This window comes from Acinetobacter soli, from assembly GCF_018139125.1.
Classification (GTDB): domain Bacteria; phylum Pseudomonadota; class Gammaproteobacteria; order Pseudomonadales; family Moraxellaceae; genus Acinetobacter; species Acinetobacter soli.
This window is the reverse complement of sequence record NZ_CP073241.1, coordinates 1553079-1569177: the sequence shown is the minus strand read 5'-3', so window position 1 is coordinate 1569177 and position 16099 is coordinate 1553079. Positions and strand designations below refer to the sequence as shown.

The following is a 16099-nucleotide window of genomic DNA, read 5'->3' as shown; positions in this document are numbered from 1 at the left end:
TTTGTATGAGATAAAATGGTTTAAACGCGATCATGATGCATTTTTTTCTTTGTATACATCTCGGCATCTGCGCGCTTTAACATGCTTTCCATCGTTTCATGTTCGCGTGTTGTGGCATATCCCATAGAAATACTGATCGGCTGGCTCGAATAAAACTGATTATCCAAAGTGAGTAGGGCATCAATGGTTTGTAGCATCACGCTGACCGCCGTTTCGTCTGCTCCATGCATTAAAATTACAAATTCATCGCCGCCAATTCTAGACGCCGTATATGGAGTTTGCTGAATCGATTGCGTTAAGATCTGACCCACACGCCTGAGTACATCATCTCCCGCATCATGACCATGATAATCATTGATAGCTTTAAGCCCATTCATGTCTAAAAAAATACATGAGATAGGGCGCACCATACTGCGTTCTAAGCGATGAATTTCTTCGCTATAAAACGAGCGGTTATGAAGTTTGGTCAACACATCGTGTTTACCTAAATACTCAAGGTAATTTTCTGCCTTTTTGCGTGCTGTAATATCGGTTAAGGCGACCTGCACAATGCCCCAGTTGTGCTCATAACCCGGAAACACGGTAAATTGCAGCAATACATTGCGAATACTGCCATCGAGTGCATAATTAATTGCTTCTCGCTGATGATGGATATTGCCTTTCCATAACTCGATAAGCTGTTCACGAAAGGTGCTGAGCATTTCTTTTGCAAATATTTTATGCGTATTTTTAAGCAGTGTTGCTTTATCGGGTGCTTGAAATAAATCGAGGGTCGCTTGATTGACATCTAAAATCAGGATGTCTTCCACACATTGATTGACAAACTCGGGATGGACATCAATAAAGGTTCTAAAGTCATCTATTCCCAGCTGTCTGAGCTGATCAAGCCGGAATTTGACACGACTGAAATCTTCAACCCATAACGAGGCCGGTGAATAGTGAAAACGAGATTCGGCCAGTCGACGATTTTTTTCTTCTAAGCGGCGTGCATGGTGAACTTGGGTGACATCTTCAGTGGTGACCAGTACACGCGCAAATGAATCTTCATAGCCCGGTAAAATGGTACCGTGCAATTGTATATCCAAGCGCCGACCACTGAGCGTGTAGTTGACGGCCATACTTGAAAATAGCGTTTTACCTTCCCATAAATCGACCAATTCATTCAAATGTGAATCGAGCATGTCTTGCTGAAAAATAACCGCCAGATTGTCGCAAAGCTGCTCAAACGATGCTGCTTCAAAAAGTTGTAAGGTTTTTTGATTGACACGAATCAGCTTGATTTTATGTGCGCATTGTCGAACACGTTCGAGATCTTCACGAAGAAAAGTTCGTAAATCTTGGATTCCTTGATCACGCCACTCATCAAACTGAATTTTGATCCCGCTGTAATCTTCGAGCCACATTGGAATAGGTGCAAGATCAAAAATTGAAGAATCTAGCGTAGGCATGGTGGCTCAACTTTCAAGGGCTATTTTTTCAGCAGTATAATCATAAGCCTTGTGTTTTTAAACAAAAAATAAGACTGGCTAAAAAAATCATCCAGTTAGGTCATCTTTTTTTTACTGCTTAAAATGACCTTTAAGTGGTTTCGCTGATCGCTTGGCCTCGATTTGCCGGATGAACAATTTCGATTTCATTACGCCAGAGTTTGACGAAATCCTGTTCATCAATGTCATATAGTTCCATCAATGCAACAATCACGCTGACAAAAATCATGGCGCCTTCGGTATTGCCATGAAAATTAAAGATTTTACCGTTTAATTTTCCAAGAATGTCTTTTAGCTCGTGTTCACGACCACGTCCGTAACGATCTCGTGGATATAAATCTTCATTTAAGACAATTAATGCAATGGCTTTCTCGGTATCGCTCAATGATGTTTTTTGTAGTGCATCCTCGAAGGATTCACTGCCATGATCGAAGTAAAAAATCACCTCATCGGTAATAAATGCTTGCACCATACGCGAGGTGAGATTTGGAAACAGTGAAACCGCGTTCTCTTCGATATAGGGTTTAAATGATTCTGGAAAGATGATATTGCTGCTCATACCACGAAATAGTGGCGCGATTTCCGATACTTTATAGCCTGCTATCCCGCAGCCGAGTGCCGTTAAAAAATACGTCATTTTGCTGTGATTTTGAGCATAAATTTTAAAATCATGGATATAGTGCGCAATCTGTGAAAGCGGCATTTGTTGTTGGTGTTCATTTAAGGTAGGAATCGCGAAGCTTTGGCCCGCCCAGCCACGTCCTACACCTTTTACAGCACCAAAATGCTGTGCGGCGATACGTGCAGCGCCATGCGTATGTTGCCCAGCCATGTTGCTACCAAATACAAACACGGTATTTTCTGGTAGCTCAGTCACAATTGTTTCGTCGTGGTATTGAAAGCTCATCATGATCTTATTCTTGCTGTAATAAGTTCATGGTGCAATTGATTCAGTCACAAATCAAGCAAAAAATAGTGCGCTTTTTTATTTTACAGGGCTTAGTAGCGTGACATGATTTTGAGAGAAACAGATCAAGAATAGCAAGATTATTTTTTCATGACATAAAATTCACACGCATTTTTTTATGCTGAATCTGTAGAAAATCATTATAAAGAGAAGATCATGAGCATAATTGTCGCAGGCGCCTCTACAGGCATTGGAAATGCATTGGTTGCAGCGCTAAGAGCGCGTTCAGACGAACCAGTTTACACCATTAGCCGTTCGGATTTGGGGCAGCATAATTTACAGATCGACTTATCCGATGCCTCGAATATTTCGGCAGTACAGACTTTTCTTGCTTCAATTCAACCCACTCGCGTTTTTTGCTGTGCAGGTATGTTGCACGATGATACTCATATGCCAGAAAAAATGCTCAGCCAGATTCAGGATGACTGGGTGTATGAATCTTTTTCAAAAAATGTGCTCACGCATATACATCTTGCACAAGCCTTGGCTCCTGTTTTGACCAAAACCTCTTCACTCAAATGGCTGTCTTTATCGGCTAAGGTGGGCAGTCTGGATGACAATGCATTGGGTGGCTGGTACAGCTATCGCATGAGCAAAACCGCTTTAAATATGTTTATTAAAAACCTGAGTATTGAGTGGGGGCGTAAATCGCCTGAAATTTATGTGGCGAGCTTACACCCGGGAACTACGGATTCTGAGCTGTCTAAACCTTTTCATAAAAATATTTCACCAGATCGATTGTACAGTGCAGAGCAGACTGCTACGCGTTTGATCGATGTTATGGATCATTTTGGTCAGGCAGAGCAGGGTAAATTATTAAATTGGGACGGCACTGTAATTGCCTACTAACGACCAGTCATCGGGCTTGAAAAGTTTCAGTTTGCCCTAATAGTTTGTATGACCCCTTATTTTTGAGCGTGCCAGTGAACGACAACCAGCCTTTTGATTTAGTGACAAGTTTCCAACCCGCAGGTGATCAGCCTCAAGCGATTGAAAAGTTGGTCAATGGCATTGAGCGCGGCTATCGTAACCAGCTATTACTTGGGGTTACGGGTTCGGGTAAAACCTACACCATGGCCAATGTGATCGCGCAAACACAGCGTCCGACCATCATTATGGCTCACAATAAAACGCTGGCTGCTCAGCTTTATGGTGAATTCAAGGCCTTTTTCCCGAATAATTCGGTTGAATACTTTGTAAGTTACTACGATTACTATCAGCCAGAAGCATATGTGCCTTCGTCGGATACTTTTATTGAAAAAGATGCCGCGATTAACGACCACATCGACCAGATGCGTTTGTCGGCTACGCGTGCACTTTTAGAGCGACGCGACGCGATTATTGTGGCCTCGGTTTCGGCCATTTATGGTTTGGGTGACCCTGAAGCGTATATGAAAATGCTCTTGCATGTGGTGCAAGGCGATCGTGTCAATCGTGACGATTTGATCCGACGCCTAGTCGAGATGCAATATACCCGGAATGAGCTGGAATTTTTACGAGGTACCTACCGTATTCGCGGTGAAATTCTGGATGTGTTTCCTGCCGAATCCGATCAGTTCGCGATTCGCATCGAGCTGTTTGATGATGAAGTCGATTCAATTCGCTGGTTCGATCCGCTCACAGGTAAAATGCAGCGTAAAGTACCCCGCGTGACAATTTATCCAAAAAGCCATTATGTTACGCCTAAAGATAATCTCACCCGCGCCATCGGTACGATCAAAGATGAACTGAAAGAACAACTCAAATTCTTTAAAGACCATGACAAGTTGCTTGAAGCACAGCGCATTGATCAGCGTACTCGCTATGATTTGGAAATGATGCAGCAGCTTGGATACACCAACGGTATTGAAAACTACTCACGGCATCTTTCTGGGCGCCCGGCAGGCGAAGCACCGCCAACATTGTTTGATTATATTCCAGATGATGCCTTACTGATTATTGATGAGTCGCATGTGACCGTGCCGCAAATTGGTGCTATGTACAAAGGTGACCGTTCTCGTAAAGAAAATCTGGTGAATTACGGTTTTCGTTTGCCAAGCGCACTGGATAACCGACCGATGAAATTTGAAGAATGGGAGCGAATTGTTCCATCGACAATTTTTGTCAGCGCGACACCAGCCAAGTACGAGCTAGAAAAGTCTGAGCAGATTGTGGAGCAGGTGGTGCGCCCAACTGGTTTGATTGACCCGGAAATCGAAATTCGACCAGTACTCACACAGGTCGATGACGTACTTTCCGAAATCAACCTGCGTAAAGAGATTGATGAGCGCGTGTTAATCACCACACTGACCAAACGTATGGCAGAAGATCTCACGTCTTACTTAAAAGAATATGGTATTAAGGTGGCCTATCTACACTCAGACATTGACACTGTAGAGCGGGTGAAAATTATTCATGAGCTGCGTACTGGTGTATATGATGTGCTGGTGGGTATTAACTTGCTGCGTGAAGGGCTCGATATGCCTGAGGTGTCTTTGGTCGCAATTTTAGACGCAGATAAAGAAGGCTTTTTACGCTCTGAGCGTTCTTTAATTCAGACCATTGGGCGTGCAGCGCGAAATATCAAAGGTAAAGCCATCTTATATGCCGATAAGATGACGGATTCAATGCAAAAAGCCATTGATGAAACTGACCGTCGTCGTACCAAGCAAATTGAGTTTAATGAACAGCATGGCATTACACCACGTAGTGCGGTGCGTCAGAAAATCAAAGAGATTGATACAGGCGAAGTCTTTAATGAAGACGAGATAGAGCTGTCTGAATCTGCTCAGGCAAAAGCACTGAGTGCAGATGAGCGACATATCTTGGCAGATCCTAAACTATTAGCGAAACATCTGGCCAAGCTTGAAAAAGAAATGCTCAAGGCTTCCAAAGAGTTGCAGTTTGAGCAAGCCGCTCGTATCCGTGATGAAATCTTGCGGCTTAAAGCGCAAATGATCCAGTAATACCAATGAATGTGGAGCTAAGTGCTACATATCTCTACATTAATTTCAAAAAAAAGCGCTACTCTAATGAACAATCCGTTGCAAACTATCATGATGAGCTAATATTTGAGGGAACTTGAATGCCATTGTATAAAAATATCCCACAAGGGGGCTGGCGTTTAGCAAAGATTGCATTGGGTGGCGCCGTATTGACAGGATTAGCGGTTGCAACCATGGCTTACGCACACAATAAACCACTCGCGCCTGTGGAGCGTGTAGAGTTAGACAAATACTTGGGGGTTTGGTACGAAGTGGTTCGTAAGCCCATGTATTTTGAAAATAAATGCGTCAAAAATATCACCGCAACCTATACTTTAAATGAAAACGGTAATATTACAGTCGATAACCAATGTATGGGCAGTGATGGTCAGCGCCATCAGTCGCTTGGCGAGGCCTTTGTGGTCAATCCTCCGTATAATTCCAAATTGAAAGTAAGTTTTTTACCAGAAATAGTGCGATGGGTGCCTGTTGCACGCGGCGACTACTGGATTTTAAAGCTGGACGAACACTATCAAACCGTTTTGGTGGGTGAGCCATCTCGCAAATATATGTGGATTTTATCGCGGACGCCTCATCCCTCAGAAGACGTCGTAAATGACTATCTGGCCTACGCGAAAAGCTTGGGTTATGAACTCAATGACATTATTCGGCCACAGCATACGGCCCAATAAGCGCTATATAGATGAAAAGAAAAACCATGCCTAGCGTGGTTTTTCTTTTATTAGATGTTTAAATTCAGTATTGTACAACGTCTTTTTGATTATTTGGTCAAGCGGGGGAGAGATATGCTTCAGGGGATTGCGCTGTCGGTTTTGGCATCGGTTACGTTTGGGGTGTTGTACTTTTATAGCCAGTTTTTGACCGGAATAAACGCAGAGCAAACTTTTGGTTGGCGCATGATTTCAACCTTGCCGTTTTTAACCTTATTTATGTGGTTAATCGGTGATTTACATTACATTAAACAGATTTATGAAAAAATAAAACAACGACCCGTTTTTCTACTGTATCTCTTGCTTTCATCTCTTTTAGTGTCGATCCAGCTTTGGCTATTTATGTGGGGGCCAATGAATGGTCGGGGATTGCAGGTATCGCTCGGTTATTTTCTACTGCCCTTGGTTTTAGTATTGGTGGGCAGTCTTTTTTATAAGGAAAAACTCTCTAAGTTTCAGCAAGCAGCAGTTGCTCTCGCGATACTCGGCGTTGCACATGAAATTTGGCAACAAGGCACCATCGCATGGGAAACCTTATTGGTCGCCTTTGGTTATGCTGCGTATTTCTTTTTACGACGCAAACTTAAAACCGATCATTTAGGTGGTTTCTGGTGGGATATCGTCCTCAGCTTACCGGTTGCATTTTATTATGTGTCGTATTTGGGCACCGTACCTAATGGATGGAGCATATTAAATTTACTTTTGGTCGTGACTGGGCTTGGGTTATTCAGTGCCATTGGACTTGGAAGTTATATTTTGGCGAGCCGCTTTTTACCCATGGTATTGTTTGGATTGCTTAGCTATTTAGAGCCAATTTTACTCGCGCTTGCTTCGCTCATGATTGGAGAAACAATCAACCCAGAAGACTGGTGGACTTATATCCCAATTTGGGTGGCTGTGCTGTTATTGGTGGTAGAAGGTGCATTGCATTTATGGCGACAGCAACGCAACACGCGTATGTTGAAACGTAATGTCGCTCAATATGAAAAGAGGCAAGATGAAAATTGAACACGAAATGAAGCTTTTAATGAATAATGCTTGTTTTCTAAGCATATTTTGGCGTTTAATAATTTCGTCACGAAATATTATAAATAAATTTTAAAAAATATTTTTAATCATTTTATAAATTTATAGTAATTATATGAAAAAATATAGGTGTAAGCGCTGGCGCCCGATTTAATCTTGGCGCCTTTTGATTTACAATTATCGCGTTTTGAAATTCACGCCTAGATAACATTAATTAGAGGACGTATCTGTGAGCAAAGAGACTATCATCGCACTGCATGCTGAACATCAAGGACGTTGGACAAATCGCGAAGAAATCGCGGAACATATGATCGCTTTGATTGGCAAGTTGTATCGCGAAAAAAATATCGTTGTTTCTGTTTATGGCCGTTCTTTAATTAACCGCTCTGTCATCCAGATCTTGAAATCACATCGTCGTACACGTGTTGTCGATGTCGAGCTTTCTGTTGTTAATACTTTCCCAATTTTAGAAGCCTTGTCAAAACTTGACAATATTGGTTCTGCCGAAGTGGATATTGGTAAGCTGGCAGTGGCCTACAAACAGCAGGGCGGCGATGTCGACGCTTTTGTTGCGCAAGCTGTTGAATCAATCAAAGGCAATGCAGCCTCTGAAGAGCCAAAAGATGTCGTTCTCTACGGATTTGGTCGTATCGGTCGTATTTTGGCGCGTTTGATTATCAGCCAATCTGGTTTGGGTCGTGGTTTAAGCTTAAAAGCCATTGTGGTTCGTAAGTCATCTGATGGCGACTTGGCAAAACGTGCATCTTTGCTACGTCGTGATTCAATTCACGGTTCATTCGACGGTACGATTTCGATTGATGAAGAAAACGAAGCAATTATTGCAAACGGTAAGTTCATCAAAGTGATTTATGCATCGAGTCCAGCAGAAGTAGACTACACTGCTTATGGTATCGACAACGCGCTTTTGATCGACAACACTGGTAAATGGCGTGATCTTGATGGCTTGAGCCAACATTTGAAGTGCCCAGGTGTTGCACGTGTAGTATTGACTGCACCAGGTAAAGGCGACATGAAAAATGTGGTATTTGGTGTAAACCAAGCCGACATTTTAGATGAAGATAAAATCATTTCTGCTGCAAGCTGTACAACGAATGCCATCACTGGTGTACTTAAAGTAATCGATGATAAATACAAGATTTTAAATGGTCACGTGGAAACTGTTCACTCATTTACCAATGACCAAAACCTCATCGATAACTACCACAAGGCAGACCGTCGTGGCCGTGCTGCAACACTAAACATGGTGATTACCGAAACTGGTGCTGCAAAAGCGGTGGCCAAAGCATTACCTGCACTGAAAGGTAAACTCACAGGTAACTCGGTACGTGTACCAACACCAAACGTTTCATTGGCGATTTTGAATCTAACGCTTGAGAAAGAAGTTGATCGTGATGAAGTGAATGAATATATTCGTCAAATTTCAATCAACTCAAACCTTCAAGGTCAAATCGGGTATACCAATTCGACTGAAGTAGTTTCAAGCGACTTTATCGGCTCTCGTACAGCAGGTGTATTTGATGCGCAAGCAACCATTACATCAGGTACACATTTGACAGCATATGTATGGTACGACAACGAAGTTGGCTATAGCTGTCAGGTACTTCGTATTGCAGAAAAAATGTGTGGCGTAAACTATCCGAAAGTGCCTGCACTTAGCGTGGCATAAGCCAGTTTAAAAAATATAAAAAGCTCAGTTTCGACTGGGCTTTTTTATGTATGATGTAATGACAGTTAAATTGGAAACCAAGCTGGATATTGGTGAGTGATTACCAAGCTGAAAGCCAAGTAAAATAAAAAAGTTGCAAAAGGAAAGTACGTTGCAGATCAAGAAATTGCTCGGAGGGCTGGTGTTTATTGTGCTGGCCAGTATTGTCGGTGTTGCGATTGGTATCTGGGTATTTAAACATTTTAATGTGTATATCCCGCTTGAAAATCAGGCCGTGAATATTGATTTACAAGAACCACTTCAAGCCAAAGTTAAAATTCAGGATGCCTTGAATGTGGATGTGAGCGGACGCGTCAATGCGACCATTCCCATACACGAAAACCTGAATATCCCACTCACTCAAACGCTGACGCCGCGAGTGTACTTTGATAATCAGGTGCCGATTAAAACCATTATTCCGGTAAAAGAAGTGCTCAAGGTTCGTCAGGATTTACCGATTGATACCAAAGTACAGGTCAGAGTACTCGGACGTGATATCACGCTGCCGATTAAAGGCACCATTCCCATTAACCTAGACGTACCTCTAGACATTCAAGTGCCACTTGATCAAAACGTCCATCTAAAATTTGATGCGCCTGTGCGAACAGTGCTTCAAGAAAACTTAAATATACCGCTCAACACGACCTTGAAAACCAATATTCCAGTCGATGGGCATTTAAATGTACCAATCAAAACTGCACTTGCAGCAAGCGTAGAAGTGAAGAATACCTTGCCTATCAAAATTCAGAAAGGCGAATTAAAAATTCCGCTGTCTAGCGTGACGCTAAAGAAACAACCCGTTGCTGCTCCCTCAACTGCTGTCCAGTCGGGCGTGCAATAGGGGGTGACTATGTGGTTATTCGGATCATTGAAACGCACATTACTGAGCTTTGTTGCGGTGGTTGGTCTTGTGGCATTGCTATTTTGGCTTTACCTCAACATTCAGGCTTCCATGTATGTTTCAGCGCAGCATGCACAGGTGCAATTATCGGAGTATTTGCCTACACGCATCGAGGTAGGCAACCATTTGGAAACCCATTCTATGGGGCAGCTTAATACCGATATCCACATTAACCGACAGCTTTCCTTGCCCCTTAAAGGCAAATATCTGGCTCAGTTGGCCTTTGAAGTAGAAACACCTGTTTCTGTGAGTGTGGATTATTTAACCACTATAAAAATTGATGAACAGATGCCGGTCGAGAGCACGACAGATCTGATTTACCAAAATCAGCTGTTACCTAAATTTCCGCTGAAAATGAATATTCCGATTCGGCTGGATGTGCCATTTCGTTTGAATCGTACTTATCAGGTGCCCATTAAAATTGTATTTAATGGTCCGGTGTATTTTGAGTTTGATGAACCAATCAATCTGGCTGTGAAACATCAGTTTAAACCGACTTTGAATATTGATGATCCGATGACCATGCGAAAAGTCGCGACATTTAATGCCATTATGTATAACGAGGTAAGAGAAACACAGGCCAATCTGGATATGCACATCCAGTTACCACTACGAAATATACACCCCTAAACAGCTCAAATGAAGATGTTGTTCTTCATATACAGCAAGCCTCTGCATCGGCTTTCTCGCGTACAGGTGAAATAACTGATTTTATATTCGAGAAATCCTTTAAAATATGGCAGAATAGGCGGTTTTAGAGATTTTAGAGGATTGGCAAATGCGCTTTGTTGATGAAGCAGTCATTACCGTAGAGGCTGGCGACGGTGGCAATGGCGTGGCCAGTTTTCGCCGTGAAAAATTTGTACCTTTTGGTGGTCCAGATGGGGGTGACGGTGGTCGAGGCGGGAGCGTCTATATTCAGGCCGATGACGACACCGGTACACTGGTTGACTACCGTTATACCCGTAAATTCCGTGCAGAACGTGGTAAAAATGGCGCCGGCGCAAACTGTACAGGCCGTGGTGGCGAAGATGTTGTATTAAAAGTACCAGTAGGCACCACCATTGTGGATGTCGATTCTGGCGATATTATTGGCGATTTGGTTGAAGATGGTCAGCGTGTTTTGGTGGCTGGCGGTGGTGATGGTGGCTTAGGAAATACACACTTTAAGTCATCGACTAACCGTTCACCGCGTAAATTCACCACAGGGATTAAAGGCGAATTTCGTGAGATTCGTCTTGAGCTGAAAGTACTTGCAGATGTTGGTTTGCTCGGTATGCCAAATGCAGGTAAATCGACGTTTATTCGTGCAGTGAGTGCGGCGAAACCAAAAGTTGCAGACTATCCGTTTACGACGATGGTACCGAACCTAGGTGTGGTCGATGCCGACCGACATCGTTCATTTGTGATGGCCGATATTCCGGGATTGATCGAAGGCGCTGCGGAAGGTGCAGGTCTTGGTATTCGTTTCTTGAAACATCTGGCACGTACACGTATTTTGTTGCACATTGTGGATGTTCAACCAATTGATGGTTCTGATCCGGTACACAATGCCAAAGCGATCATTGGCGAATTGAAAAAATTCTCTCCAACGCTGGCTCAGCTTCCTGTTGTACTGGTACTCAACAAACTCGATCAGATTGAAGAAGCCAGCCGCGAAGAATGGTGTAAACATATCTTGGATGAGCTAGAGTGGACTGGCCCGGTGTTTCGTACCTCAGGCTTACTCTTAGAAGGCACCAAAGAAGTGGTGTACTATTTGATGGATCAGATTGAACAGCAGCGCGAACTTGAAGCTGAAGATCCAGAATACGCACGACAAGTAAAAGCATTCCGTGAACAGCTTGAAGCTGAAACACGTGAACAAACGATCGCAGCAAAAGAAGCATACCGAGCCATGCGTAAAGCACAGCGTGAAGCAGGTCAGGGTGATGATTTTGACGACGATGATGACGAAGTAGAAGTGATTTACGTTCGTTAAGACGAACTCGAGGGAAAAATGATTGAAGTGATCGATGGGCAACGACAGCTCAAGGCGTGTAAACGTATCGTTGTTAAAATCGGATCATCTCTTCTTACCGCCAACGGACAAGGTCTAGATCTAGATGCAATTTCGCATTGGGCAACTCAAATTGCCGATCTACACACTGCCGGACACGAAATTATATTGGTGTCGTCTGGTGCGGTTGCAGAAGGTATGGTTCGCATGAAGCTTTCGAGCCGACCCACCGATCTACCCAGTCTTCAAGCCTGTGCGGCCATTGGTCAAATGGGCTTGATTCACACGTGGTCGAGTGTGCTCGATAAGCACTCGATTCAGACGGCTCAAGTCTTGCTGACCCATGATGATCTGGCAGATCGTCGACGTTATCTCAATTCATGTGATGCCTTGCAAAACCTGATTGAGTGGCGTGTGATTCCGGTGATCAATGAAAATGACACTGTTTCGACCGATGAAATTCGTTTTGGCGACAACGATACGCTGGCAGCGATGGTGGCGGGCCAAGTACATGCTGATTTGCTGATTATTTTGACCGATCAGCAAGGGATGTTTGACTCCGACCCACGCAATAATCCAGAAGCAAAACTGCTCACCATCGTCAATGCACTCGACGATCGTTTGTTTGAAATGGCCGGCGGTGGTGGCGTTTTAGGCCGCGGCGGTATGGTGACTAAGGTACGTGCAGCACGCTTAGCCGCGAAGTCTGGTTGTCCAACATTGATTGCCAGCGGTGAAAGTGACCGTGTCTTGTCTCGCTTAATGGCGGGTGAAATGCTCGGAACGCTCTTTAGTACCGATAAAGATCGCATGACTGCGCATCAGCAGTGGCTTGCCGCGCATTTGCAAACGGCTGGTCGTTTAGTCATTGATGATGGTGCCGTCGATGCGATTAAACAACGTCATCGTAGTTTATTGCCTGTAGGCGTTAAAGCGGTTGAAGGCCATTTTAATCGTGGTGATGTGGTTGAGTGTGTTGATCAGTTGGGGCAGCGAGTTGCGGTTGGGCGAGTAAATTTTAGTTCACGTTCGGCTGAGATCATTAAAGGCCTTGCTTCAGATAAAGTCTATCAGGTATTGGGTGAAGCTCGATCACTTGAGATGATTCATCGCAATCATATGGCGATTTATTAAGATCCAATGTGAACAAAAAAGCCCAGAATGAATGTCTGGGCTTTTTTTTGAAATTTTTTATCTATCTTGATTGATATTAGGCAAATTTCTTAAGTTGCTCAATGTGAGGTAATGTTTGATCTTCGCCAACCATATAGCTGGCATCGGCTAACGACATCATCTCTAAATCTTCATGGCTATTGCCATAAGCATAAACCAGTTCAAAATGGTCTAAATTATACTGCCTTAAAACACGCTGCTTTTTTTGCTCAGAACTACAGTCGGGTGTAGTATACGTGCCAGTGATGATTTGATTGCGGATATCGACTTCGGTACAAATCAGTTCAACATCGAGTAGATCAGCCAATGGTTTGAGATATAAGTCTATTGAAGCCGAGACGATCACCACTTTATCGCCACGCAACTGATGTTGTTTGAGCTGAGCGTATAGTTTCGGATCAAGATGATTCATCAATTGCTCCGCATATTCTTTTGCGAGTTGCTGAATGGGGGGCAACGGAGTATCACGAAACATGCTGTCGAATAGTTTGATCCGCATGGACGGGGCAGGGTAAAGCTTTAAATAATATGCCTGAATCCAAGGCAAAATTTTAATGCCCTGACGCACAATATGGCGTTTAGACAAGGTATAAAAAATAAAATGCGTAAAACTGTCTCTCGTGCATAAAGTGCCATCAAAATCAAAGAGTGCAAGATTTACAGCTTGATCCGTTTCGCGCGTTGCATGCATGTCTGATATCTTCCGTTTACACGTGTGGCATACCAATTTGTATTGTAATCACGACTGAGCTTTGGCCCAGAAATGACGACCTGCGGCATAATGGCGTAAGGGGCATCTTTGCCCGTTTGTTTCTCGTACAATTTAATAATAGCAATATATGTCGGTGATTGCTCAAAACTTTGAGTTTTTTCAAGTTTTAAATCTGTACGAATCTGGTTAGGTGTAATCAGAATATTGTTTTGCGTAAACAGTTTGATCAGGGCTTTTTCCGAGCTACTCTTGGTCCCCAAAACGGAACCATCCTTGCTGTAAAGCAACATATCTCCATCTTCGGTAAGCTGCTCACCGCTGAGCTTGTTGATCATGTCCTGAACAGACGCATTGCGGCTCGAATACATACCAGAGTTGTAATCTGCAAATCGATAAAGCGGCTTACTGTAATCTGCCTTATAAAGCATTAGGCGATGAATGCCATAATACAGCCCGCCATATTGAGTATATAAATCATCGCGTAAATCATTGACACTTTGCAGCTTCACACGCTTGTGCTCTTTGGCATAAACGATATTGACCTGCATAGAACCCAGCGTGGTAATCGGATTCATTTTTTCTGCAATATCCTGACCGACAAGTTTGGCCGCACCAGTAATAGCGCTCACATGATAATGGCCAGCCATATAGTCAAACATTTCTCGATACAGCACATCTAGATCTTGTTCTGTTCGTACTTTGCGCATTTGACTCATGTAATTGTCTTCTTTAGACGGTTGGTTTTTGAGAACATCTTCAAAATAACCAGCCACTGGCCCGCCTATGGTTTTGCCCAGCTTATCTTCAAATTTCTCGTTTAAACGGGTGCTGACTTCTCGAACCGACTTTTCCCCTAAGCCAGCCACCACAGGGTTTGCCACAAAATTTGATTCCTGATCGACCACCGCAATGACGGTACAGACGTTATCTTTGGTTTTGGCAATACTAAGTTTTTGCATGATTTCATCAATGTCATTGGCCCACGATTGACGGTCATGTACACGTGATGGAATCAGTTTTTTAATCTGTTCGGCTTTGAGTTCGGGTTCATCATTGCTTGACCACCATGAACTATCACTGCACCCTGCCATTGTTAGCCCTAAAAGTGCAACAGACAACGTTTTAAGCAAACCACCGGAAAGAGTTGAATCGTTCATGCAAGCAAAACACCTTGAAAAAGGATGAGTCAAAAAAGCGGATGAAGTATACTATGTTGATCGTAAAATGTATGAATATATATATATGTATATTGGGTCTTATCAACTGTCAAATAATTTAATCGTTGCCCCTATGGCCGGAGTAACGGATCGTCCGTTTCGTACACTGTGCAAATACTTTGGCGCCGGTCATGCCGTAAGCGAAATGATGACGGCCGATAAGACCTTGAGAATGACGAAAAAAAGTCTTTATCGTGCAAACTTTGACGGTGAGTTGGCTCCAATTTCGGCACAAATTGCGGGTTCTGACCCAGAGCAACTGGCTGAGGCAGCACGTTATCAGGTGGCTAACGGTGCTCAAATTGTCGATATCAATATGGGATGTCCCGCAAAAAAAGTCTGTAACAAGCTTGCCGGTTCAGCACTTTTACAAGACGAAGATCTGGTGGCGCGTATTTTAGACGCTGTAGTTGCGGCCGTTGATGTGCCTGTAACACTTAAAACACGGCTTGGTTTTTTGAATGGTCAAGAAAATATTTTGCGCGTGGCCAATCAAGCTGAGCAATCAGGTATTGCGGCCTTGGCGTTGCATGGCCGCACACGTGAAGACATGTATTTAAATACTGCGCGTTACGAACTGATTAAGGAAGTGAAATCACGCCTTAAAATTCCCGTGATTGCCAATGGGGATATTGATAGCCCAGAAAAAGCCAAATATGTTCTCGATTATACTGGTGCAGATGCCATTATGATTGGACGTGCGGCACAGGGGCGCCCCTGGATTTTTAGAGAAATTTCTCATTATTTAGCTACGGGTACACATTTAGATGCACCGACTATTTTAGAGGTGAAAGAAGTATTGTTGGGGCATCTTGCTGAGCTATATGCATTTTACGGTGAATACTCTGGATGTCGAATCGCGCGTAAGCATATTGCGTGGTACACCAAAGGCTTACGTTCGAGCAATGAGTTTCGTCAAAATATGTATCAAGTCGATAGCACATTACAACAAGCGCAGGTCGTTGAAGCATATTTTGATGCATTGTTGGCTCAGGGAGAACGTATGAGTGATGTTCAGACCGAGCAAGTTAATTTATTAGAGGTTAGTTAATTTCTTCTGATGAGAAAATGGTCATGAATCGTGGCCATTTTATCATAATTCCAAAAAATCACTCGAGTGATAATGGGTATATAGTTGATCTTTAAATAAAAATATCGATCTAAAGACATACTGGTTCTTAAATATACATCATGAGA

General features: G+C 43.2%; 14 protein-coding genes. 10 read left to right on the top strand and 4 right to left on the bottom strand.

Features of this window, described 5'->3' with window-relative positions; genetic code table 11:
- Nucleotides 1-20: 20 nt before the first annotated feature.
- Together KCV09_RS07150 and KCV09_RS07145 are read right to left on the bottom strand one after the other, a co-directional pair.
- Entirely contained in the window at nucleotides 21-1448 is a 1428-nt protein-coding gene (locus tag KCV09_RS07150; RefSeq protein ID WP_076032051.1) for a sensor domain-containing diguanylate cyclase, read from the bottom strand.
- A 130-nt stretch (nucleotides 1449-1578) separates the two neighbouring features.
- On the bottom strand, nucleotides 1579-2394 hold the full coding sequence (locus KCV09_RS07145) for an A1S_2505 family phage non-structural protein (RefSeq protein WP_039910097.1): 816 nt from the start codon (nucleotides 2392-2394) through the stop codon (nucleotides 1579-1581).
- Nucleotides 2395-2610: 216 nt separating this feature from the next.
- Here KCV09_RS07145 and KCV09_RS07140 point away from each other — a divergent pair, with 216 nt between their 5' ends.
- The 9 genes from KCV09_RS07140 (at nucleotide 2611) to proB (ending at nucleotide 12934) form a co-directional block, all read left to right on the top strand.
- Nucleotides 2611-3303, top strand: coding sequence for an SDR family NAD(P)-dependent oxidoreductase (locus tag KCV09_RS07140; RefSeq protein ID WP_212515727.1), 693 nt, complete (start codon nucleotides 2611-2613; stop codon nucleotides 3301-3303).
- A gap of 74 nt (nucleotides 3304-3377) precedes the next feature.
- On the top strand, nucleotides 3378-5399 hold the full coding sequence (uvrB, locus tag KCV09_RS07135; protein WP_055415193.1) for an excinuclease ABC subunit UvrB: 2022 nt from the start codon (nucleotides 3378-3380) through the stop codon (nucleotides 5397-5399).
- Between the two features lie 119 nt (nucleotides 5400-5518).
- Complete coding sequence (locus tag KCV09_RS07130) at nucleotides 5519-6109, top strand: lipocalin family protein (RefSeq protein WP_004939213.1); 591 nt, start codon at nucleotides 5519-5521, stop codon at nucleotides 6107-6109.
- 114 nt (nucleotides 6110-6223) lie between these two features.
- Nucleotides 6224-7156, top strand: a complete 933-nt coding sequence (gene rarD / locus KCV09_RS07125) for an EamA family transporter RarD (protein ID WP_212515726.1) — start codon at nucleotides 6224-6226, stop codon at nucleotides 7154-7156.
- A gap of 247 nt (nucleotides 7157-7403) precedes the next feature.
- Complete coding sequence (locus KCV09_RS07120; protein ID WP_025094955.1) at nucleotides 7404-8861, top strand: glyceraldehyde-3-phosphate dehydrogenase; 1458 nt, start codon at nucleotides 7404-7406, stop codon at nucleotides 8859-8861.
- A gap of 151 nt (nucleotides 8862-9012) precedes the next feature.
- The gene (locus KCV09_RS07115; RefSeq protein WP_151815001.1) at nucleotides 9013-9741 is read left to right on the top strand and encodes an MFS transporter; all 729 of its coding nucleotides are present in this window, start codon (nucleotides 9013-9015) and stop codon (nucleotides 9739-9741) included.
- 9 nt (nucleotides 9742-9750) lie between these two features.
- On the top strand, nucleotides 9751-10431 hold the full coding sequence (locus tag KCV09_RS07110; protein ID WP_004939204.1) for a hypothetical protein: 681 nt from the start codon (nucleotides 9751-9753) through the stop codon (nucleotides 10429-10431).
- Between the two features lie 148 nt (nucleotides 10432-10579).
- Nucleotides 10580-11782 (top strand): Obg family GTPase CgtA, encoded by a 1203-nt coding sequence (gene cgtA / locus KCV09_RS07105; RefSeq protein WP_004939203.1) that lies wholly within the window; start codon nucleotides 10580-10582, stop codon nucleotides 11780-11782.
- Nucleotides 11783-11800: 18 nt separating this feature from the next.
- On the top strand, nucleotides 11801-12934 hold the full coding sequence (proB, locus tag KCV09_RS07100) for a glutamate 5-kinase (RefSeq protein WP_151794522.1): 1134 nt from the start codon (nucleotides 11801-11803) through the stop codon (nucleotides 12932-12934).
- Nucleotides 12935-13010: 76 nt separating this feature from the next.
- On the opposite strand, the gene KCV09_RS07095 is transcribed toward proB, so the two are convergent.
- Nucleotides 13011-13664 carry an HAD family hydrolase gene (locus KCV09_RS07095; RefSeq protein ID WP_151815000.1) on the bottom strand — a complete coding sequence of 218 codons (654 nt, stop codon included), beginning with the start codon at nucleotides 13662-13664 and terminating at the stop codon, nucleotides 13011-13013.
- Nucleotides 13631-14842 (bottom strand): DUF1615 domain-containing protein, encoded by a 1212-nt coding sequence (locus KCV09_RS07090; protein ID WP_004939195.1) that lies wholly within the window; start codon nucleotides 14840-14842, stop codon nucleotides 13631-13633. The genes KCV09_RS07095 and KCV09_RS07090 overlap by 34 nt, the downstream gene beginning before the upstream one ends.
- An 85-nt stretch (nucleotides 14843-14927) precedes the next feature.
- Between KCV09_RS07090 and dusB the strand changes: the two genes are divergently transcribed.
- A complete protein-coding gene (gene dusB, locus KCV09_RS07085) occupies nucleotides 14928-15953 on the top strand; it encodes a tRNA dihydrouridine synthase DusB (protein ID WP_004939192.1) in 1026 nt (341 codons plus the stop codon).
- Nucleotides 15954-16099: the final 146 nt, after the last annotated feature.